General features: G+C 49.6%; 16 protein-coding genes, 1 pseudogene and 1 riboswitch. Of the genes and pseudogenes, 11 read left to right on the top strand and 6 right to left on the bottom strand.

Annotated elements, in window-relative coordinates:
* The 6 genes and pseudogenes from JCR24_RS13485 to copZ form a co-directional block, all read left to right on the top strand.
* Positions 1–602, top strand: a pseudogene (locus tag JCR24_RS13485) (IS630-like element ISBs2 family transposase); the annotation flags it as partial.
* Between the two features lie 116 nt (positions 603–718).
* Positions 719–2,152 (top strand): glycoside hydrolase family 1 protein, encoded by a 1,434-nt coding sequence (locus JCR24_RS13490; RefSeq protein WP_238980794.1) that lies wholly within the window; start codon positions 719–721, stop codon positions 2,150–2,152.
* Between the two features lie 133 nt (positions 2,153–2,285).
* The gene (locus tag JCR24_RS13495; RefSeq protein ID WP_238980795.1) at positions 2,286–2,837 is read left to right on the top strand and encodes an NADPH-dependent FMN reductase; all 552 of its coding nucleotides are present in this window, start codon (positions 2,286–2,288) and stop codon (positions 2,835–2,837) included.
* Positions 2,838–2,985: 148 nt separating this feature from the next.
* Positions 2,986–3,297, top strand: coding sequence for a metal-sensing transcriptional repressor (locus JCR24_RS13500; protein WP_013523213.1), 312 nt, complete (start codon positions 2,986–2,988; stop codon positions 3,295–3,297).
* A 15-nt stretch (positions 3,298–3,312) separates the two neighbouring features.
* On the top strand, positions 3,313–5,709 hold the full coding sequence (locus JCR24_RS13505) for a heavy metal translocating P-type ATPase (protein ID WP_238980796.1): 2,397 nt from the start codon (positions 3,313–3,315) through the stop codon (positions 5,707–5,709).
* Positions 5,710–5,730: 21 nt separating this feature from the next.
* Positions 5,731–5,934, top strand: a complete 204-nt coding sequence (gene copZ, locus JCR24_RS13510) for a copper chaperone CopZ (RefSeq protein WP_011230404.1) — start codon at positions 5,731–5,733, stop codon at positions 5,932–5,934.
* A 217-nt stretch (positions 5,935–6,151) separates the two neighbouring features.
* On the opposite strand, the gene JCR24_RS13515 is transcribed toward copZ, so the two are convergent.
* Together JCR24_RS13515 and JCR24_RS13520 are read right to left on the bottom strand one after the other, a co-directional pair.
* On the bottom strand, positions 6,152–7,738 hold the full coding sequence (locus JCR24_RS13515; protein WP_238980797.1) for a multicopper oxidase family protein: 1,587 nt from the start codon (positions 7,736–7,738) through the stop codon (positions 6,152–6,154).
* Between the two features lie 129 nt (positions 7,739–7,867).
* Complete coding sequence (locus tag JCR24_RS13520) at positions 7,868–8,758, bottom strand: C39 family peptidase (protein WP_013146009.1); 891 nt, start codon at positions 8,756–8,758, stop codon at positions 7,868–7,870.
* Between the two features lie 286 nt (positions 8,759–9,044).
* Here JCR24_RS13520 and asnB point away from each other — a divergent pair, with 286 nt between their 5' ends.
* From asnB to JCR24_RS13540, 4 genes are all read left to right on the top strand, one after another.
* Positions 9,045–10,952: an asparagine synthase (glutamine-hydrolyzing) gene (gene asnB, locus JCR24_RS13525; protein WP_011230407.1), complete on the top strand. Its 1,908-nt coding sequence runs from the start codon at positions 9,045–9,047 to the stop codon at positions 10,950–10,952.
* 384 nt (positions 10,953–11,336) lie between these two features.
* Complete coding sequence (locus JCR24_RS13530) at positions 11,337–13,004, top strand: IS1634 family transposase (RefSeq protein ID WP_238980798.1); 1,668 nt, start codon at positions 11,337–11,339, stop codon at positions 13,002–13,004.
* Positions 13,005–13,414: 410 nt separating this feature from the next.
* Positions 13,415–13,610, top strand: a riboswitch (cobalamin riboswitch).
* A 55-nt stretch (positions 13,611–13,665) separates the two neighbouring features.
* Positions 13,666–16,023, top strand: a complete 2,358-nt coding sequence (locus JCR24_RS13535) for a ribonucleoside-diphosphate reductase subunit alpha (protein WP_238980799.1) — start codon at positions 13,666–13,668, stop codon at positions 16,021–16,023.
* 110 nt (positions 16,024–16,133) lie between these two features.
* Complete coding sequence (locus JCR24_RS13540; RefSeq protein WP_014195238.1) at positions 16,134–17,174, top strand: ribonucleotide-diphosphate reductase subunit beta; 1,041 nt, start codon at positions 16,134–16,136, stop codon at positions 17,172–17,174.
* Between the two features lie 460 nt (positions 17,175–17,634).
* On the opposite strand, the gene JCR24_RS13545 is transcribed toward JCR24_RS13540, so the two are convergent.
* Together JCR24_RS13545 and JCR24_RS13550 are read right to left on the bottom strand one after the other, a co-directional pair.
* Positions 17,635–18,171 carry an HD domain-containing protein gene (locus tag JCR24_RS13545; protein ID WP_062898484.1) on the bottom strand — a complete coding sequence of 179 codons (537 nt, stop codon included), beginning with the start codon at positions 18,169–18,171 and terminating at the stop codon, positions 17,635–17,637.
* A gap of 129 nt (positions 18,172–18,300) precedes the next feature.
* Positions 18,301–18,654, bottom strand: coding sequence for a 2Fe-2S iron-sulfur cluster-binding protein (locus JCR24_RS13550; protein ID WP_011230415.1), 354 nt, complete (start codon positions 18,652–18,654; stop codon positions 18,301–18,303).
* A 136-nt stretch (positions 18,655–18,790) separates the two neighbouring features.
* Between JCR24_RS13550 and JCR24_RS13555 the strand changes: the two genes are divergently transcribed.
* Positions 18,791–19,255, top strand: coding sequence for a hypothetical protein (locus JCR24_RS13555; RefSeq protein WP_011230416.1), 465 nt, complete (start codon positions 18,791–18,793; stop codon positions 19,253–19,255).
* Positions 19,256–19,424: 169 nt separating this feature from the next.
* On the opposite strand, the gene JCR24_RS13560 is transcribed toward JCR24_RS13555, so the two are convergent.
* On the bottom strand, positions 19,425–20,279 hold the full coding sequence (locus JCR24_RS13560) for a family 1 encapsulin nanocompartment shell protein (protein ID WP_011230417.1): 855 nt from the start codon (positions 20,277–20,279) through the stop codon (positions 19,425–19,427).
* Positions 20,280–20,294: 15 nt separating this feature from the next.
* Positions 20,295–20,888, bottom strand: coding sequence for an IMEF encapsulin system ferritin-like cargo protein (locus JCR24_RS13565; RefSeq protein WP_238980800.1), 594 nt, complete (start codon positions 20,886–20,888; stop codon positions 20,295–20,297).
* Positions 20,889–20,996 lie beyond the last annotated feature (108 nt).

Genomic DNA, 20,996 nt, shown 5'->3' on the forward strand with positions numbered 1-20,996 from the left:
ACTAGCCAATGCCGATGAAGAGAAACAAAAAGAATTCGTCGAAATCACCTTCCCTGAAGTAAAAAAAACTGGTAGATGGGAACATCGCCCATGTCCTCTTTCAAGATGAGTCGATGATTCGTGATTACCAAGCGATTCAAAAAACATGGTTTGTCAAAGGAAAACAACGAATCATTCCGACGTTTGGAAAACATCAAGGGCTGAAGCTGATTGGCACGTTGAACTACGAAACAGGGGAAGTGTTTTGCATCGAAGAAGAACGCTATGACGCGGAAACATTTCTTCGATTTCTTCAACTTGTGTTAGAACGCTATCCCACAGGCAAAATAGTGATGATTTTAGATAACGCTCGAATTCACCATGCCAAACTCATTCAGCCATTTTTAAAAGAACACGAAGATCGGTTAGAGCTCGTCTTTTTGCCACCATACAGTCCGCAATTGAACTTGATTGAAGGGCTATGGAAATGGCTGAAATCAGACGTGATTTACAACGTGTTCTATTCGAGTGTGCAAGAAATTAGAAAGAATGTCCAAGCCTTTATTCAGCGAATCAACCAGAAACCAGAACAAACGATCGATCGTTTGTGTGTTCAGTTGTAAATCTTTAATTCAACTTATATAGCAAAGTTATTTTTGGTAAACTAATGAGGAGGGGGAGCACTGGGGAGGTGCTCTTCTTGTTTATTATGTGCCTATAGAGAAGGAGGAATAAACCGATGAATAAAAAGTTTCCAGAAGGCTTTTTATGGGGAGGAGCGACGGCGGCCAACCAGATCGAAGGAGGATTTGGCGAAGGAAACAAAGGGGTAAGCATTGCCGATGTGCTTCCGGGAGGAAAGATGAGGCAACAACTGCTTAGGGAAAAAGGGTTGCAGTTTGCCATTGATAAGGAGAAGTACACATACCCGAACCATGAAGCGATCGACTTTTACCACCGGTATAAAGAGGATATAGCCCTGTTTGCTGAGATGGGATTTAAAGCGTTCCGCCTATCGATCGCCTGGACGCGCATCTTCCCGAACGGCACCGAGCTTGAGCCAAATGAAGAAGGGCTTGCCTTCTATGATCGGGTGTTCGATGAGTTACATAAATACGGGATTGAGCCGGTGGTGACGATTTCCCATTATGAAATGCCGCTCCATTTGGCCAAAGAATACGGTGGCTGGCGGAGCCGCGAACTGGTAACGTTGTTTGAACGTTACGCCAAGGTGATTTTCCAGCGTTATAAAGATAAAGTGAAATATTGGCTGACGTTTAACGAAATAAACGGTGCGCTCCATTTTCCGCTCATGAGCATGGGATTTGTGCCGGAAAGCGAAGAGACGAAATATCAAGAGTTGTTTCAAGCGTTCCATCATCAATTTGTCGCCAGCAGCCTGGCGGTGAAGGCGTGCCGCGAGATCATTCCGGACGCAAAAATCGGCTGCATGATTCTCGCCGCCCCCGTGTACCCGTACGACTGCAATCCAGAAAACGTCATGCATGCACTTGAAGAGGAGCGGCTGTTGAATTTCTTTTGCGCCGACGTTCAAGTGCGCGGCGAGTATCCATCCTTTATGAAACGCGTGTTCGACGAGCGCGGGGTGAAACTCGATATTCGCGACGGGGATTTAGAACTGATCAAGAAGCATACGGTCGACTATATCGGTTTAAGCTACTATATGTCCGTCACCCAGAAAAAAGACAAGATGGATGATGAGCTCATCCCCGGCAGCGTATTTGATGGGGTGAAAAATCCGTTCCTTCAAGCGAGCGATTGGGGCTGGGAGATCGACCCTATAGGGCTGCGCATCATTTTAAACCGGTTGTACGATCGGTATCGCGTACCGCTTTTTATTGTGGAAAACGGGCTTGGGGCGCATGACAAAGTGGAAGAAGACGGCTCGATTCACGACGATTACCGCATTGACTATTTGCGCCGTCATATTGAAGCAGCGCGCGAAGCGATCGCCGATGGCGTCGACTTGCTTGGCTATCTTGTATGGGGCTGCATTGACCTCGTGAGCGCCTCCACCGGCGAGTTTTCAAAACGGTACGGGTTGATTTACGTCGATAAACACGATGACGGCAGCGGCACGCTCGAGCGGAGAAAGAAAAAGTCGTTTGATTGGTATCAAAACGTCATCGCGACGAACGGGGAAGAGTTATAATGGGAATGACCGCAAGGGGAATTTGAAGCAAAAGGCAGCTTCTGGAAGTAAAAGGAAAAATAAGAGAATGCATGCTCGCCTTGCGCTGTGGAGGAAATTGACCATCAACCCCATTTGAAGGAGGACGAAAATGATGAACATTGTGGCTCTTGTCGGAAGCTTGCGAAAAGACTCATATAACCGGAAATTAGCGGAGTGGATGAGGGGACGGTACAAAGACAAATTCCAATTGGACATGGCCGATATCGGCGCTTTGCCGCATTACAATCAAGACGATGAGCTCGATCCACCGGATGTCGTGGCGGCGTTCAAGCGGCAAGTGGCGGATGCAGACGGCGTTTTGATCGTGACGCCGGAGTACAACTGGTCCGTTCCCGGCGTGTTGAAAAATGCGTTAGACTGGCTGTCGCGTGTGGACAAAGTGTTGGTCAATAAACCCGTGATGATTGCCGGAGTATCGACAGGGATGATGGGAACGATCCGTGCCCAGCTTCATTTGCGCCAAATCTTGCAAAGCCCGGGGCTAGCGGCGAAAGTGTTGCCGCCGGCCGGGAACGAGGTATTGATTAATTTTGTGAACCAAAAGTTCGATGAATCGGGGCAATTGACGGACGCAGCAACGATCCAATTGTTGGATCAGGTGATCGAACGGTTTGTTCAATGGATTGCCCAAAGCGGACGGTGAGCACCGTTCGCTTTTTCTTTCGGTAGGCAATGAGTCCGAGTCAGCTGAACAATTGGCTTGATGATGGTGGGCATGATTTGTATTAAGGAGCTTATGTTGCGTTTTATACCCATTACCGGTATAATGTAATGAAAAGAGGTGATGTTTGATGAACCATTATGAAGATCATCATGTGGATAAAAAAATGGTTCCACGAACGGAACAGGAAATCGAACGCATCATCAAGCGCTTGAAGCGCATTGAAGGGCAAGTGCGCGGGGTGCAAAAAATGGTGGAGGACAATCGTTATTGCATCGATATTTTAGTGCAAATTTCAGCGATCAGAGCGGCGTTGAACCAAGTCGGGCTGCAGCTGCTTGAACGCCACGTGAGCCATTGCGTGGCGAAAGCGATCCGTGAAGGGAGCGGAGACGAATCGATTCGCGAATTGATGGATGTGATGAAACAATTTTCGAAGTAAGGGAGGGAAAGGGAAATGGGAGAGCCGAAAACCGTGACGCTGAAGGTGACGGGCATGACATGCGCCGCGTGCGCCAATCGGATTGAGAAAGTATTGAATAAGATGGATGGCGTCAAAGCCCATGTCAATTTGGCCATGGAAAAAGCAACGATTCAATACGATCCATCAAAACAAACGATCGCCGATATCGAAACGAAAATTGAGAATTTGGGGTATGGCGTTGCGACGGAAAAAGTGACGCTTGATATTGAAGGAATGACATGTGCGGCCTGTGCGACGCGGATTGAAAAAGGGTTAAATCGGATGGAAGGTGTGACAAGCGCTGCTGTCAACTTGGCGACAAACAGCGCGGTGGTCGAATACAAGGAGGGTGTTACATCTGTCGAAGACATTTTAGAGAAAATCAAAAAGCTTGGGTATAAGGGGCAAATTCGAAACGAAGAACAAGACGATGCTGGCCGGAAAGAAGAGCGGTTGAAACAAAAACAACGGCAACTTGCCATTTCCATCATCTTATCGTTGCCGCTGCTTTATACGATGCTGGCTCATATGCCGTTTGATATGGGCTTGCCGATGCCGCAGCTCTTGATGAATCCGTGGTTCCAGCTTCTTTTCGCTACACCGGTTCAGTTCTACATCGGCGGTCCTTTCTATGTCGGGGCGTACCGGGCGTTGCGAAACAAGAGCGCGAACATGGACGTCCTCGTGGCGCTTGGAACATCGGCCGCGTACGTTTACAGCTTGTACGAAGCTTTTCGGACACTTGGGAATCCTGACTATATGCCGAGACTGTATTTTGAAACAAGCGCCGTCTTGATTACGCTTGTGCTTGTCGGAAAATACGTTGAGGCTCTTGCGAAAGGGCGGACAACGGAAGCGATTTCAAAGCTCCTTAGCTTGCAGGCAAAGGAAGCTACTGTCATCCGTCATGGGGAAGAAAGAAAAGTTCCGCTCGAGGAAGTGGTGATCGGCGATACGATCCTTGTCAAGCCAGGAGAAAAAATCCCGGTGGACGGTACGGTCATCGCCGGAGCATCTTCCGTAGACGAATCGATGATTACCGGTGAATCGATCCCGGTTGATAAAAAGGAAGGCGACTATGTGATCGGGGCGACGATGAATACGAATGGCGTACTGACCATTCGTGCCGAAAAAGTCGGAAAAGATACCGCGCTGGCCAATATCATTAAAATCGTTGAAGAGGCGCAAGGGTCGAAAGCCCCGATTCAGCGGATGGCGGACACGATCTCTGGCATTTTCGTTCCAATCGTTGTCGGCATTGCTGTCGTTGCATTCATTATATGGTACTTCTTTGCTGCGCCGGGTGATTTGGCGAAAGCGCTTGAGGCGGCCATCGCCGTTCTTGTCATCGCGTGCCCTTGTGCGCTCGGTTTGGCCACACCGACATCGATTATGGTCGGCACCGGCAAAGGGGCAGAACAGGGAATTCTCTTTAAAGGAGGTGAGTACCTAGAGAGAACGCATAAAATCAATGCCGTATTACTCGATAAAACAGGAACCGTGACAAAAGGAAAACCGGAAGTCACCGATGTGCTAGCCTTCCGCGAGGACATGCTCGATTATGCGGTTTCCGCCGAGAGCGCTTCGGAGCATCCGCTGGCTCATGCGATTGTTGAATACGGGAAGAAACAAGCGATTTCGATGAAGCCATTGGAGCACTTCTCCGCCATTACCGGCCACGGAATTGAAGCTGTCATTGACGGAAAAAGCATCCTTATTGGGACGCGAAAATTGATGAAGGAACGCTCTGTAGCGATTTCTGTGCATGAAGATAAAATGGTAGAGCTTGAAAAACAAGGGAAAACAGTGATGCTCGTTGCCATCGATGGACAGCTTGCCGGCATCATTGCTGTCGCGGATACGGTGAAAGAAAGCTCGAAAGAAGCGATTCAAACATTAAAACAAATGGGCATCGATGTCTATATGGCAACAGGGGACAATCAACGGACAGCGGAAGCGATCGCCAATGAAGTAGGCATTGAGCATGTGTACGCCGAGGTGCTCCCGGAAAACAAAGCGAACATCGTGGAGGATTTGCAAAAGCAAGGAAAACGAGTCGCGATGGTCGGCGATGGGATTAACGACGCTCCAGCTCTGGCCAAAGCGGATATTGGGATGGCGATTGGCACAGGAGCTGATGTCGCCATCGAGACCGCTGATGTGACCTTGGTCGGCGGCGATTTGCGCCATATCCCGAAAGCCATTGAGTTGAGCCGCCAAACGATGAAAAACATTCGGCAAAATCTGTTCTGGGCGTTGTTTTATAATACGATTGGCATTCCGGTCGCCGCTTTCGGATTATTGGAGCCATGGATCGCTGGAGCGGCGATGGCATTCAGTTCTGTGTCGGTTGTCGCCAACGCGCTTCGTTTGAAACGCGTGAAACTATAAACATTCAAGGAGGAATGGACGATGACCATTACATTACAAGTACAAGGAATGACATGCGGACATTGCAAAGCGGCGGTGACCAATGCCCTTCAAGCGTTGGATGGCGTCAGCCGTGTAGAAGTGCATTTGCAAGAAGGAACTGTCGATGTGGAGTATGATGAAACAAAGGTCAGCGTAGAAAAACTGAAAGAAGCGATTGAAGAGCAAGGATATGATGTGAAATAACATACGGAAGGTGCCCCGAAGTGATGACGGGGCACTTTTTTATCCAGAGCGTAACGGGACATTGTCATCGCCTAAACGAGTTCTCGGCTGGGGAAAGTTTTTTCTCTTCTTGAAGAATATCGAGAAAGCGAGATGTTATAATGAAAATAACAGGCGCGGAAAAAAGAGGGACTGACCCAAAACGCATTTGTGTTTTGGGTCAGTCCCTTGAGCTTTTTTATTCACCTTTATTGGTTGTGTCATTCGGATCTGGAGTATAGTCCGATTTGTAGTCGGTATATTTGACTTCTGTCACCATTCCCGCTGAAGCATGGTGCAAGTCATGGCAATGGAACATCCAATTTCCCGGATGATCCGCTTTAAACGCGACGACATATTCTTCACCAGGGTTTACATTCAAGGAATCCTTCATCAATGGAGAGCCTGTGACCGGCTTGCCGTTTTTGCTCAACACTTGGAAGAAGTGCCCGTGTAAATGCATCGGATGTACATCCATCGGCGAGTTGTTCACGATTTTTACTTTTACGAAATCTCCTGTCTTCACATAGATCGGCGCTGTGTCAGGATACGTTTTCCCATTAATCGTGTAGATCATGCCATTTTTGCCCATGGCGGTTCCTAAATCCATTGTATACTCTACATCATATTTTTGGTCTAACGTAAATGGACCTGTTTCATATTTTCCATATGTTGTCATATCCACGACAGGGAGGTTTTCTTTTGCATTTGCTTTGTCCGTATTGTTTGCTTGTCCTTCGTATTGAATTTTCACTTTCATGCCATCGGTGCCTTTCATATTGCCGTGGCATTCCAGCAGCCATTCACCCGGGTTATTGGCGATAAACTCAATGTCGTAGCGCTCACCCGGAGCGATATTCAACAGTTCATCTTTGATTGGTTGCGGGTTCTTTAACGGTTGGCCGTCCGTTGCGACAATTTTAAACTCATGTCCATGCAAATGAAGCTTGTGGGACATGTACCCTGCATTGATCAGACGAAGCCGCACTTTTTCGCCTTTTTTCACTTTTAACGGTTGGACAGCAGCCCCGCTTTTTCCGTTAATCGTGAAAATATCGTACATATTCATATTATGTCCCATGCTGTTCATATCCATTTGTTGATTATCAGAGCTATTTCCATTATTCATATTACTATGATCCATGCCGCTCATATTCATGTCCATATGGCTTTCGGCGTCCGGGTCGCTCATCCATTCATCTAATACAAGCGTGTAATCTCGATCGACTTTTTCTTCATTTTTCGGTTCTACGATTAATGTACCGTATAATCCCTTGTCCACTTGCTCGGCGCTTTTTTGATGGGAATGATACCAATACGTTCCCGGCACGGTTGCTGTAAATTCATACGTAAACGTTTCACCCGGTTTAATGGCGTCCATCGTGACACCCGGTACTCCATCTTGGTTATTTGGAACAGGGTAGCCGTGCCAGTGAATCGTTGTCGGTTCCGGCAATTCATTTTTTACTACGATTTTTACTTTGTCTCCTTGCTTCACGCGGATTTGTGCACCAGGCACGGATCCATTATACGTGTATACCGGGAGTTTGATTTGACCATTAATGGGTAATAACGCTTCCTTCGCAGTAAGGTGAATTTCTTTCCCGGATAATACTTCTGTATTGGTTGCTAAAGGCAATTGCTGCTTGCTCGTTTCAGCGGAAGTATTTTCTTTTTCCATATTCATGCCGGACATGTCGTGTCCCTGCATGGAAGATGGATTTGAGCAAGCTGCGCCAATCGCTGCTACTCCTGCGAAAATGGCGCCAAGCAGCCATTTTTTCATGTCGTTTTCCCTCCTTAAGCTTGTAGTGGGAGATGCAATGATATGATAAAAAATAGATGTGCAAAATGTATGGAGAAAATCGTTCAACTGAAATGTAAAAAAAGGCAAGCGATTCGGATTCACCGATGTCTAACGGTGGTAGGTAATCGCCTGCCGTCCCATTTGAACCCAAGCGTCGATAAAGTCTTGTTTCGGCGCTTTTTGGTTTTTGACAGCGGTCAATGGATCATTGAAATAAATGTACTGCTCATCGTATCCCGTAATGAGCACCGCGTGTTCCCGGTACGTGATTTTGATCGGGCCTTGCGGGGTTTGCCATTCCCGAAAGGCAGAGGGAGGAAGAGGACGAAAGGTGGTGTTGGTGATCACCCAAACCGGTGTGCCTTTGGCCAAGTATGTATAGATGTTCTCAAACGATTGCCCTGTTAAGTCGATGATTTGGTTAGGCAAGTACCGCTCAGCCAACTGCTTGATCGGCTTATGGTACACGCCGTATCCAGGCTTCGATAACGTATACATATCGCCGACAAACCCTTCATTTGGGTGGCCGTAAAACACTTGGCCATTTCGCACTTGATACGGAGTAGGATTTTTCTTGATTTGTTTCGCCAACGTCATCTTATCGACGCGAATGCCGGCATGATTCAAGAGCATGGCCAAGCTGGTTACTTCGCATCCCCTCGGCAGTTCCGGAAGCTGAGACAAAAGGGGGGCGTCAATCAGGACGGATGTCCTTAGCGCTTGTTTCTTTGAAGAGGCAACTGATCGATTCGCCTCCTTTGCTTGATTGCTGGGGGACGGATTGGTTTCTCTGCTGTTTCTGTTCTGTATGAAGGCTTTGATGGCATCGCCTGTCTGGGCCGAACTTGCATAATAGGATAATGAGGCGGCCAATAGCAAGAAACAGGAAATATACAATCCGAGCGACAGTTGATCCATCCTCCCGTTTAGAGGTCTTCTCAAGAGAACAAAACAAAGGGAAACGATGAGAAAAGTCAAAAAAAGGATAAACGCTAACAAGCCATTCTCAACTCCTTTATAACACGTGTGTGTTTTTATAGTAACAGATCGATGTGCAAAAATGGTGAAATTCACACTTTCTCCATATTTTATCGTTAATATTATGAGAAACTGAAAATCTTGCAAGCAGTTTTCCTGAAAAAATGGAAACAGATTGTTTTTGAAACTTGATGTTGTGTACGATAGAATGAAAGTGTCTTTGTATAAATCATTTTAGTTTTAAACAAAAAGGTTTTTGGTGTTGTTTTTGGATTCTTCTTAGCAAAGTGGGGGGACAATCATCGCCATGTGCGGTTTTATTGGCTGTATTCATGATCGCCCAAGAGCGATTGAGCAAACATGGAAAACAACGTTGGTGGAGATGAACCGCCTGATTACCCATCGCGGCCCCGACGATGAGGGGTATTTTTTTGATGACTACGTGAGTTTTGGTTTTCGGCGTTTGAGCATCATCGATCTGGAGGCGGGACATCAGCCGCTGTCTTATGAAAACGATCGATATTGGATCATTTTTAACGGGGAAATTTACAACTATCTTGAATTGCGGGAAGAGCTGGCGGCGAAAGGATATTCGTTTGCGACGCATTCGGATACCGAGGTGATTGTTGCCCTTTACAGCGCGGAAAAAGAAAAAGCGGTCGAAAAGCTGCGCGGGATGTTTGCGTTTGTCATTTGGGACAAGCAAGAGAAAACGGTGTTTGCGGCGCGGGATCCGTTCGGCATTAAGCCGTTTTTTTATGCGGAGCAAGGAGATCGCACGTTTTTCGCTTCGGAAAAGAAAAGCATCTTGCTGGCCCTCAGACAGGAATCGCCAAACGGTGATTCCCTGCAGCATTATTTAACATTCCAATATGTCCCTGAGCCGCTGACGATGTCGGCCGGCATTTACAAGCTGGAGCCGGGGCATTATCTCAAGAAAAAAGTCGGAAAACCGCTCACCATTCATCGTTATTGGAAGGCATCCTTCGAGCCCATTCGCCAATCGGAAGAGGAGCTTGTAAAGAAAATCCGCGATGCGCTGTTTGATTCGGTCAACGTCCATATGCGCAGCGATGTGCCGGTCGGTGCGTTTTTGTCGGGAGGCATTGATTCATCGTTCATCGTCGCCATCGCGAAACAATTCCATCCGCACCTGAAGACATTTTCCGTCGGGTTTGAGCGGGAAGGGTTCAGTGAAATCGATGTCGCAAAAGAAACCGCAGAGAAGCTTGGGGTAGACAACATTAGCTATGTCATCTCACCGCAGGAGTATATGGAAGAGCTGCCGAAAATTATGTGGCATATGGACGATCCGCTTGCCGATCCTGCGGCTGTGCCGCTGTATTTTGTCGCTCGTGAGGCGAGAAAGCATGTCACGGTTGTGCTTTCCGGCGAGGGGGCGGACGAGCTGTTTGGCGGCTACAACATTTACCGCGAACCAGAGTCGTTGCGGCTGTTTGCGCGCATGCCAAACATCGTAAAAGCGGTGTTGCGGGTGATCGCGAAGATGCTTCCGGACGGAATGAAAGGAAAAAGCTTTTTGGAGCGCGGAACGACGCCGCTTGAAGAACGGTATGTCGGCAATGCGAAAATCTATAGCGAAAAGGAAAAAGCGGCGTTGCTCAAAACGTACCAAGAGGGGCGCGAATATACGGCGGTGACGGCTCCTTTTTACCGCGAAACGCTTCATTACCCACCCGTCAACCGGATGCAGTATATTGATCTTCATACATGGCTAAGGGGCGATATTTTAGTCAAAGCGGACAAAATGACGATGGCCCATTCGCTTGAGCTGCGCGTTCCCTTTTTAGACAAAAAGGTATTTGAGGTTGCTAGGCAAATCGCCCCTGACATGAAAACAGCCAACGGCACGACGAAATATATTTTGCGCAAAGCGGCCGAGGGCATCGTACCGGATCATGTGTTAAACCGGAAAAAATTAGGGTTTCCCGTGCCGATTCGCCACTGGCTGAAAAACGAAATGTATGACTGGGCGAGACAGCTCATCAACGAAAGCGAAACTGATCATCTGTTCCATAAGGACGTGCTCTATCGGCTGCTGGATGAACATGCCCGCCACAAGGCGGATCATAGCCGCAAGCTGTGGACGGTCTTGGCGTTTATGGTTTGGCATCAAGTCTATGTGGAAAAGAAGTACGATTTTGCTCAATCCGTACAAAACGAGAAGCGGCCAGCGTCTGTTTTGGAGGCGTAGCAGAGAAATGAAGCGTCCCGGAGCTCAGTCGGGACGCTTTTTTATCATCTGAACCGAGAAAACTCTCATTCCTTCCAGTGAAGCGAAAGCGGGGAAACAGGTCCGCTTTGATTTTTAAAACAGGATTTTATCATCTCTAACCGAGAAGATCCCCCCTTCCACGCGTTCAGTGTAAGCGGGGGATATGAATCGGCGCCTTCCATCATGGATGTTCCCCCCGAGTTCGACAGTTTTGAGGCCATTTTAGGCAAATGAAAATGGCCAAAATGCTGTTATATCAAAGATTTCGCGATGCGGATCCTAGAAAAAAACGCTGAATTTCATAGGCACACGACTTGTTTATTTTAACTTTTAAAACAGCTGAATATCGGTTATAATATAGGCATGTACATACGGCGAGTAACACGCAAAAACAAAGATGGAACGACCGTGGCGTATCTCCAGCTTGCTCACAACGAATGGGATCCGAAGGCCAAATATGCGAAAGCGAAGGTGATTTATTCGTTTGGGCGCGAAGACGAGGTGGATCGCGCTGTCTTGGAGCGTCTGGCCAAAAGCATTTCGCGATTCCTTTCTCCTGAGCAGGCTTGGGAAATCGAGACGTTGACAGGAGAAGTGTCGGATGACTTTCAGTTTCAATCAAGCAAACGCCTTGGTGGCGCTTGGCTTTTGGATCAGCTCTGGAGACAACTGGGATTGGGAGAGATTCTCCACTCCTTGTTTGCCTCCCGATATCATCAGATTCCGTTGGAACGGCTGATTTTTGCCATGGTGGCGAATCGTGCCCTTCATCCGTCAAGCAAGTTGGCGATGGAGGAGTGGGTGGAGAAAGACGTGCATATCCCTCATCTTCCCCAAGTCGCCAGCCACCAGTTGTACCGGGCGATGGATGAGCTGCTGGCTGTGCAGCCGGAATTGGAACGCCAAGTGTTCCATGCCGTGGCCGATTTATTGAACCTGGAAGTCGATTTGATTTACTTTGATACGACTTCGTCGTACTTCGAAGTGGATCCATCCGAAACACCAGAAGGAGAATCGCTTCGAAAGCAGGGGTTTTCCAAAGATAAGCGTCCCGATTTGGTCCAAATCGTCATTGGACTGGCCGTCACCCGGGAAGGAGTCCCCATTCGCGCTTGGGTATGGCCTGGCAATACGATGGATATGACGGTCATCAAACAGGTGAAACAAGACTTGATTGGCTGGAAGCTTGGGCGTGTGATCAGCGTGATGGACCGCGGATTTTCGTCTGAAGAGAATTTGCGAATCTTGCAACAGGCCGGGGGACACTACATTGTCGGCGAAAAAATGCGGTCCGGCAAAGCCGCCGTCGAAGAGGCCCTAAACCGTCGCGGGCGCTACCAACAAGTTCGCGAGAACTTGCATATCAAAGAAATCATCGTGGGCGACGGAGAAGCGCGTCAGCGCTATGTTCTCGTGTACAATCCCAGCGAAGCCGAACGCCAACGCAAGGAACGGGAAAAGCTGCTCGAATCGCTGAAAGAGGAGTTGGAGGGGCTTCGCCAACTCCCCAATGAAGCTCATCATAAGGCCACCTGCCGGCTGCGTTCCCATCCGTCCTACGGAAAATACTTGCGTCAATTGAAGGATGGAACGCTTCGCATCGACAAGCAAGCGGTTCGTGAAGCGGAAAAGTACGATGGCAAATATCTCATCCGAACCTCCGATGACACCTTGTCTGCCGAGGATGTCGCGCTTGGGTATAAGCAACTGGTGGATATCGAGCAGGCCTTTCGGACGTTGAAATCAACACTCGAGCTGCGCCCCATGTATCATCGCTTGGAAGACCGTATCCGGGCGCATGTGCTGCTCAGTTGGCTGGCTCTCTTGCTGGTTCGGATCGTGGAGATCCGAACTCATGAATCGTGGCCGAAAGTAAGAGACGAATGCGAGCGTCTCATGCTTGGACATTTTTCTTCAAAAAACGGCGACCTTTATCAACGAACCGAACTGACGGCCAAACAAGCGCTATTCCTTGCGGCTCTAGGGCTGGAACCTCCTCCAAAGATTCTAGGCATCCACCCTCGCACCTAGATACACGCCCGAAGTGTGCCCAAATGCCTCCGATCCCTTTTGTATCAAGGGGCGAGAGGCATTTTGTTTGCCTAGTGACTGTCGAACTCGGGTTCCCCAACGCCGCCCAAAATATCTTGAAAGAAGGGCTTCGTTGGCTGTCTTCGGAAGGCAACCAAACCGTGGGATGCACGGGGATGGCTTGGCTGGCAACCTGACGTGGGGCGGGTGTTCCAAAGAATCTCCCACCTCTACGCATTTGCGTAGGTGGGAGAGTGTTCAGGAACGGAATATGAACAAAAAACGATAATTGGCAGAAAGGAAAATTCCATTCAACTGCTCTTGCAATTTTCCCGGTTTTGGTATATGCTTGTTCCATCAGGATGCTAAAATACTATATATTGGTTTTGAAGTCTTGTTGTACAACTACATATCGTTCTGCCAAGCAATGGTGTCCATCAGGACTTAATAGGGAATCCGGTGTGAATCCGGAACTGCCCCCGCAACTGTATGTGCGGACGAAATGGGATGGCCACTGGCGGCAAGAGCCATTCGGCGCGCCGCTGGGAAGGCCCCAAAGTAGGACGATGCACGAGTCAGGAGACCTGCCTTGCTTGGAACGTTTCATGTTCTTCGGGGTGTGAGAAGATGAAACGATAGGGGAAAAGAAAAAGGGTTTCGTATGCCTTTTTTCCGTCTGTCGTTTCATCCGCTCGCCTGCCCGAGCGGATTTTTTATTGAAGGAGTGGGGAAACGAATGACCGCATTGACGAAAATGATCATCATCGATGACCAAGGGAAGCCGGTTTCTTTTTCACGTGAAGAGTTTGCGTCGCTGATTGGGCAAGCCGCCGCTGGATTCGGCCGTCTGTCGCTTGATGAATACGTCGAGCGTGTTTGGCAGCTTCTCAGTCGAAAGGAGTCCGTCACGGTAGAACAGCTGCACCAAACGGCTATTTTGGAAGGACTTTCTTACATTGATGAAGATGAGCCGGACTGGACATTTGTGTGCGCCCGGCTGTATTTGCGGCAATTGTACCGTGAAGCGGCGCGGCAGCGTGGGTATGACGAGCGCGAGCGGTATGGCGATTTCTACTCGCTGCTTGTTGCGCTGACAGAACAAGGGGTGTACAGTCCGCTGCTGCTTGAACGTTATACGAAAGAAGAAATTGATGCCATCGGTGCGTTTCTTGATCCGGAGAAGGACAAGCTGTTTACGTACATCGGGCTGCGCACGCTCGCTGATCGGTATTTGGCCCGCGATTATGAGCGGCGGCTGTATGAATTGCCGCAGGAGCGGTTTCTTGTCATCGCCATGACGCTAATGGCGAATGAACCACCCAAGCGGCGCCTTGAGCTCGTGAAGGAAGCGTATTGGGCGTTAAGCAACTTATACATGACCGTGGCGACGCCGACGCTTGCCAATGCCGGAAAGTCATACGGCCAGCTGTCGAGCTGCTTTGTCGACACGGTCGATGACAGCTTGCAAGGGATTTATGACAGCAACACCGACATCGCCAATTTGTCGAAATCGGGCGGCGGCATCGGCGTCTATTTAGGCAAAATCCGTTCGCGCGGCAGCGACATCAAAGGATTCAAAGGGGTCTCCTCCGGCGTCATCCCGTGGATGAAGCAGTTGAACAATACAGCGGTGAGCGTCGATCAGTTGGGACAGCGAAAAGGGGCCATTTCCGTCTATTTGGATGTATGGCATAAAGACATTTTTGCGTTTCTCGATGCGCGGCTCAACAACGGTGACGAACGGCTGCGGACGCATGATTTGTTCACCGGCGTTTGCATCCCTGATTTGTTCATGGAGCAAGTCGAACAGCGCGGCGACTGGTATTTGTTTGATCCGCATGAAGTGCGGAAGGTGATGGGGTTTAGCTTGGAAGATTTTTATGATGAGGAAAAAGGGTGCGGGAGTTTCCGCGAGAAATACTGGCAATGTGTCAACGAACCAAGACTGTCGAAAGAAAAAGTGCCGGCGATCGAAGTGATGAAAAGCATCATGCGCAGCCAGCTCGAGTCGGGGACGCCGTTTATGTTTTACCGCGATGAAGTGAACCGGCAAAATCCGAATCGCCATCTCGGGATGATCTACTGCAGCAACCTTTGCACGGAAATCGCGCAAAACCAAAGCCCAACGGTGATGAAGCGGCAATATGTAAAAGACGGGATGATCATCATTGAAAAAATACCAGGCGATTTTGTCGTCTGCAATTTATCGTCGATCAACTTGGCGCGGGCGGTGATCGATGGGGTTTTGGCGCGGCTCATCCCGATTCAAATGCGGATGCTCGATAATGTCATTGATTTAAACAATATTCCGGTGCTGCAGGCCGGCCTGACGAACGAAAAATACCGCGCTGTCGGGCTTGGAACCTTTGGCTGGCATCATCTTTTGGCGTTAAAAGGCATTCGCTGGGAGTCGGAGGAAGCGGTCCGCTATGCCGACGAGCTGTATGAAACGATCGCGTATTTGGCGATTCAAGCGAGCATGGAGCTCGCCAAAGAGAAAGGGAGCTACCCGGCGTTTCCGGGGTCGGACTGGCAGACGGGCGCTTATTTTGAGCGGCGCGGCTACGAAAGCCACGGTGAACTCGATTGGGATCGGCTGAAGCAAGATGTGGCCCGCTACGGGATGCGCAACGGCTATATCATGGCCATCGCCCCGAACGCATCGACGTCGATCATCGCTGGCAGCACGGCGAGCATTGATCCCATTTTCTTAAAAGTATACGCCGAGGAAAAGAAAGATTATAAGATTCCCGTTACGGTGCCGGATTTAAACGAACAGACGACATGGTATTACAAATCGGCGTACCATATCGACCAACGTTGGAGCATCAAGCAAAACGCCGCCCGCCAGCGCCATATCGACCAAGCCATCTCCTTTAACTTCTACGTCATGAACACGATTAAGGCAAAAGAGTTGCTCGATTTGCATTTGACGGCGTGGAAGTCGGGGTTGAAAACGACGTATTACGTGCGTTCGACATCGGGGACGATCGAAGAGTGCGATTCTTGCGCGAGCTGACCAAGGGGCGCAACAAACGCCTTTGGTCGGGCTTTCCCTTCCTTGTGCGGGAGGGGCGTCCGCGGTTGGCCGCGCACATGATACTAGAAAACGAAAGGAAGGAATGGACGATGACGATCGGCTTAGTCAAACGACCGATTATGGATCCAGAGGCGCCGAACCGTTCGACGGGCATTATCAACGGCCGCTGCTCGAATGTGTTGAACTGGGACGATATCGCCTACCCATGGGCGTATGCGAAATATAAGCGAATGCTCGCCAACTTTTGGACACCGTTTGAAATCAATATGGCCCAAGATGTGAAGCAGTTTCCGCAGCTGACCGACCGCGAGCAGGATGCGTTTTTGAAAATCATTGGACTCTTGGCGCTGCTTGACAGCATCCAAACCGACTACGCCGGACGTGTCGCTGATTACATTACGGACCCGAGCATCAATGCGCTCATGATCATGCTCGCCCAGCAGGAAGTCATTCACAACCATTCCTATTCGTACGTGCTCTCGAGCCTTGTGCCGAAAGCGAAGCAAGATGAAGTATTCGACTTTTGGCGGAACGAACCGACGCTGCGCAAGCGGAACGATTTTGTGACGAACGGCTACAAGGCGTTTGCGGAAGAGCCGAATGTGGAAAACTTGTTGCGCTCCATCGTTTTTGACGTCATTTTAGAAGGACTGTTTTTCTACTCAGGGTTTGCGTTCTTCTACAACCTTGCGCGCCAGCAAAAAATGGTGGCGACGAGCACGATGATCAATTACATCAACCGCGACGAGCACATTCATGTTGATTTGTTTGCGAAAATTTTCAAAGAAGTGTTGAACGAATACCCGGAGTATCGGACGCCGGAGCTTTCCGATTTTGTCCGTGAAACGTTTACGAAAGCGGCTGAGCTGGAAATCGAATGGGCCGGGGAAATCATCGGGAATGACATCGATGGCATCGACTTGGCTGATTTGGAAGCGTACATTAAGTTTTACGCCAACGTCCGCGCTCATCAGCTCGGTTTTGACCGCCCGTTTGACGGCTATCGGACGAACCCGCTCCGCTGGATTAAAGCGTATGAAGAAGTCGACCTCGGCAAATCAGACTTCTTCGAGCAAAAACCGCGCCAATATACGAAAGTGCAAGTGGACAACGGATTTGATGAGTTATAAATGAGAGAAGCCACGTTTGACAACGGTCAGCGTGGCTTTTTTGTCAGGCAAGGCCGTTCGCCTTTTGCTTGACTTGCCGTTTTTTGACCTACATTTCGCACCCTGAATAAAAATTCAAAGTAAGCCTGATTTTAACGAATAAAAATTAGTTATTTTACAATATTTGGAAAAACATTTATTTTTATGTGAATATTGAGATTGTTTTTTGTATATTATGCAAAGGTTGCGAAATATGAGTTTTGAACGAACAGCAGCGGGCGTTTTAGCAGGACAGATGATGCCAAGCAGTCTTGAAATGTGAGCGAACGATGTATCATTCAATGGGGATGGGACTTGGTGTTGCTGGCGCGCACAGTAGCCCACCTGATTCAAGGGTGAGCTGCTTCCGTTCAGAGCAGACATGGTTTGTGGCGATATCTCGTTTCCTGTTTACGGGAAATGACGACATTAAAGCAACTGTTCAAATGATATCTCCGAGCCACTTTTGGGCGTGCTGACGGCTGACGAGTTCGTCGAGCTGGCGGATTTTTTTCCATGCTAAGTCGTCGCTGATCGTTCGATAATGGTGGCGGCCGCCGGGCTCCTCGTCGGCTTCGTCGGCCCATTTGACGATGGCTTGGAGCGGCGTTCGTTTCCATTCTCCGTCTGGAAGGTAGGAATCGGTATGAAGCAAAATCGCCAGGGCAATTTCCTTAGCGTTTTGCGGATGTTCGCCCAGGCGGATCAGCAGCTTATGGGCGCGCTCGGCCCCTTTGATGGCGTGGATGTCGTTTTGCCGGTATTGTTCGTAGTCCCAACGGCCGTTTTTGTACCATGTGTAATGGCCGATATCATGAAGCAGTGCCGCTTTTGTCGCCAAGTCGACGTTCACTCCGTGGCGGAGGGCAAGGTGGTAGGCATGGTACGCCGCGGTGATGGCGTGGGCGAGGCCGGATCGTTTTAAATATTTTTGCGCAATCGGATGGGCAAAGACGTCGGTTAAGGTGACCGTTCTCATAGGCATCCCCTCCGTTTTTTGTATTTCTCACCATCATACCATGGCGTAAAGAGTCAGGCAATGAGAGAAAGTAGGTGGGAGCGGTTGCATGGGAAAAAATAAGCCGATCGTGCTAAAATAGCGCTCGGCTTATTGGATTTGTGCTTGGCAGGCAAGCCGTTTGGCTGGTTGATCCGTTTTTTCGCGCTCGCGCCGCGTTTTCGGAGCGAGAAGGTGAGCGCCGGCCAGAACGGTGACCATGCAACGGCCACACGTTCCTTTTTTGCATTTGTGATCGAGCAGAACACCTTGTCCTAGGGCGGCGTCAAGAAGCGAAACGCCGGGGGCTGGCTGCACGGTGAACGTTTTCCCTTTTTGTTCGATTTGAATGACAGACGGCCGCACGGCGGACGGCCCATCGGGCTTAGGCGGCGCGGCAGAAATGGAGCGCTCCGATGGCCGGACGGCAGGCTTCAGTGAGCCGACCGTGAATGTTTTACCCATTTTTTTACACATCTCCTTTAAATTACATGGTTAGTTTGAAAATGAATCTCATTTACATCCGAATGAATGATTGGTATCATAATAGTAAAAGGAATTGCGAAAACGCCATCTTGGCTAGGGACAAGGGGGAGACACCATGGGCATTCCGATGAACGGACTGCGCGATATGAAAGCGATTTTGGCCAACGAGCGAAAAGTCGGCGGCGCGGTGGAAGCGGCGCTTCTCCGCCTCCGTTCCGGCGAAGAATATCGAAACGTCTGCATCGTTCATATCGATCAACTAGGCGCCCAATACTATTCGGTCGGTTTTGTGACCGAACAAGGGGAACGGCTCATCGTCAACGTTCATGACATCAGCGTCATCTCTGCGCCTGAACATAAAAAAATTCGTGAGCTGAACAACGCCGCTTATAAACGGGAAGCCATCAACAACAAGCGGCGCTATTTAAAACGCCTCTTTGAGATTTATGAAGGCAGTTATACCGTTCATTTTTGGCGGGAAGCGAAAATGATTATCGATGACATCGGTGTTGAGGCGCTCAGCCCCGAATTGTCGCTGCTCGTCTCCAACGTTCAAGGACAAACGGCCCGCACCGCTTAATGGGAAAATCAAGAAACCGCCCGGCGATCTCCCCTATCGTCCGGGCGCGTCTTCGTTAAAGGGAATTTGCTGTGCCTCGTTTTCATGGCGCGGATCGCTGGCCATATGCCGTTCTTGCTGTTTGATGGCAAGGGAAGCCCGCGTGCCGCTTCTCCGGATCAGGCGCTGCTCATGCTGACTCGTTCGGATCCTCGAGCGTGCAGATGGCGCTTGGACGTTTGATGCGCGGCACAACCGATTCGTAGACACGGAACAAGTAGTTCATGTTTTCCGTATCTAAAAACGCGGTTTGCACATCGACGGCAACAGCGAGGTCGATGTTTTGCCGCCCTGTGTCAATGACGACCCCGCGTTTGCCTTTAATGACCGGAGTTTGGTAAATGCCGGCGGTCATCAGCTCGCGGATGTGCTCAATTTCAAGCACGTGCGTTCCTTCATGGACGCGGTGGATCAACGCATACAATTCCGGCGACAAGACGAGCGCGTATGGGCCGGTATGGCCGAGCTGAAGCAGCTTGTTGCGTGCTTCGACGACGTCAGTAAAGGCGTTGCCCGATTTCATCCAATCGCTGCGAATGTGGGCGATTTTTCCTTTGACGTTCATAATGCCCGGCACATCAAATTCAGTTGAACCATTGAAAATCAAATCGTCCTCGAGCAGCGCGCACTGCTGGGCGGCGTTGGCGGCGGCGGAAAAGTCGATCGGGCTGCCGAGCTGTTTCGCCTGTTCAATGTCACGCCAGTACAAAATAAAGTCTTTATACAAAAGCGGGATCGTTAAATGCACGCGGCGCGCCGGCTCGGAAAGGCTCAGCTCTTTGCCGTGGAAGCTCATGTCCCCCTGTTCCGGGTTCATATAAATATCGTTGGCGACCGACTGGACACCTTCGCCGAGCGGACCGTACAAATCGATAAATCGGCGGCCGACGAGCTGGCGCCGCGCCGTTTCAATGACCAGTTCGTCAAGCTCGCCCCATTGGCTGCTTGTGAGCGGGGCTTCTGGATACAGCTTCGTTTTATCCATGTTTCCTCTCCTTTCTTATCCGTGTTTTAAGCTGCCGACTGTCAGTTGCCGTCTCGTTCCGATCGATGGGCGGACAGGCGCCGGGTCGGAAGGCGGGACGGCGTACTGCGCCAGTTTCAAATGGTCTTTTTGATGCTCTTTTTCGTCAGTCGGCACCGAAGCAGCGAGGGAAACCGGCGCATCCAGTGCACGGTTGAGCATTTCAAGGGCGGCTTTCATCCGCTGGTAGTCCGCAGCGGTCATGTCGCGCAGTGCCGCAATCGCCGGTTCATGTTCCGTTCCTTTATAGTGGAAGAGGGACAAATCGAGATGCTCCAAAAAGTTGTGCAAGCCGAATTTTTCAAGGCTGATGTCTTGCAACAGGCGCAAAAAGTCGCCGTTTTCCCGCGATAAGAATGCTTCGTCCGCCAATGCCTCCTCCAACTTTGGAAGCAAGGCGGTCAAACGGTCAAACCGGTGTTCCTCTTCTTCGTAAATATGATGCCAATACAGCCGTTCATGGTCGTCCGCGGCCTTTTCAATCGTCGGCTCTAAAATCGCTTGAAACTGGCTGAGCGCCTCTTTCGACCGGCCGAGAATGGCGCTGACTTCCGCTAACGTGTCGTACAATGGACTCCCTCCTACACTATGATTGATTGTTATCATCTTTTCCATATTGAAAGAGGCATAAACATCTCGTCTTCCTTCGAACGTCACCTTTTCTCCTGGTCCGGAATA

This window comes from Geobacillus sp. YHL, assembly GCF_022341265.1.
GTDB classification, from domain to species: Bacteria; Bacillota; Bacilli; order Bacillales; family Anoxybacillaceae; genus Geobacillus; species Geobacillus thermoleovorans.

Bases quoted from the DNA above. Each gene is read 5' to 3' on its own strand.
- JCR24_RS13540 (WP_014195238.1), top strand. From the start codon at position 16,134: ATGACGATCGGCTTAGTCAAACGACCGATTATGGATCCAGAGGCGCCG.
- JCR24_RS13505 (WP_238980796.1), top strand. From the start codon at position 3,313: ATGGGAGAGCCGAAAACCGTGACGCTGAAGGTGACGGGCATGACATGC.
- JCR24_RS13550 (WP_011230415.1), bottom strand. From the start codon at position 18,654: ATGGGTAAAACATTCACGGTCGGCTCACTGAAGCCTGCCGTCCGGCCA.
- JCR24_RS13500 (WP_013523213.1), top strand. From the start codon at position 2,986: ATGAACCATTATGAAGATCATCATGTGGATAAAAAAATGGTTCCACGA.
- JCR24_RS13545 (WP_062898484.1), bottom strand. From the start codon at position 18,171: ATGAGAACGGTCACCTTAACCGACGTCTTTGCCCATCCGATTGCGCAA.
- JCR24_RS13490 (WP_238980794.1), top strand. From the start codon at position 719: ATGAATAAAAAGTTTCCAGAAGGCTTTTTATGGGGAGGAGCGACGGCG.
- JCR24_RS13530 (WP_238980798.1), top strand. From the start codon at position 11,337: ATGTACATACGGCGAGTAACACGCAAAAACAAAGATGGAACGACCGTG.
- JCR24_RS13495 (WP_238980795.1), top strand. From the start codon at position 2,286: ATGAACATTGTGGCTCTTGTCGGAAGCTTGCGAAAAGACTCATATAAC.
- JCR24_RS13535 (WP_238980799.1), top strand. From the start codon at position 13,666: ATGCCTTTTTTCCGTCTGTCGTTTCATCCGCTCGCCTGCCCGAGCGGA.
- JCR24_RS13560 (WP_011230417.1), bottom strand. From the start codon at position 20,279: ATGGATAAAACGAAGCTGTATCCAGAAGCCCCGCTCACAAGCAGCCAA.
- JCR24_RS13515 (WP_238980797.1), bottom strand. From the start codon at position 7,738: ATGAAAAAATGGCTGCTTGGCGCCATTTTCGCAGGAGTAGCAGCGATT.
- copZ (WP_011230404.1), top strand. From the start codon at position 5,731: ATGACCATTACATTACAAGTACAAGGAATGACATGCGGACATTGCAAA.
- JCR24_RS13555 (WP_011230416.1), top strand. From the start codon at position 18,791: ATGGGCATTCCGATGAACGGACTGCGCGATATGAAAGCGATTTTGGCC.
- asnB (WP_011230407.1), top strand. From the start codon at position 9,045: ATGTGCGGTTTTATTGGCTGTATTCATGATCGCCCAAGAGCGATTGAG.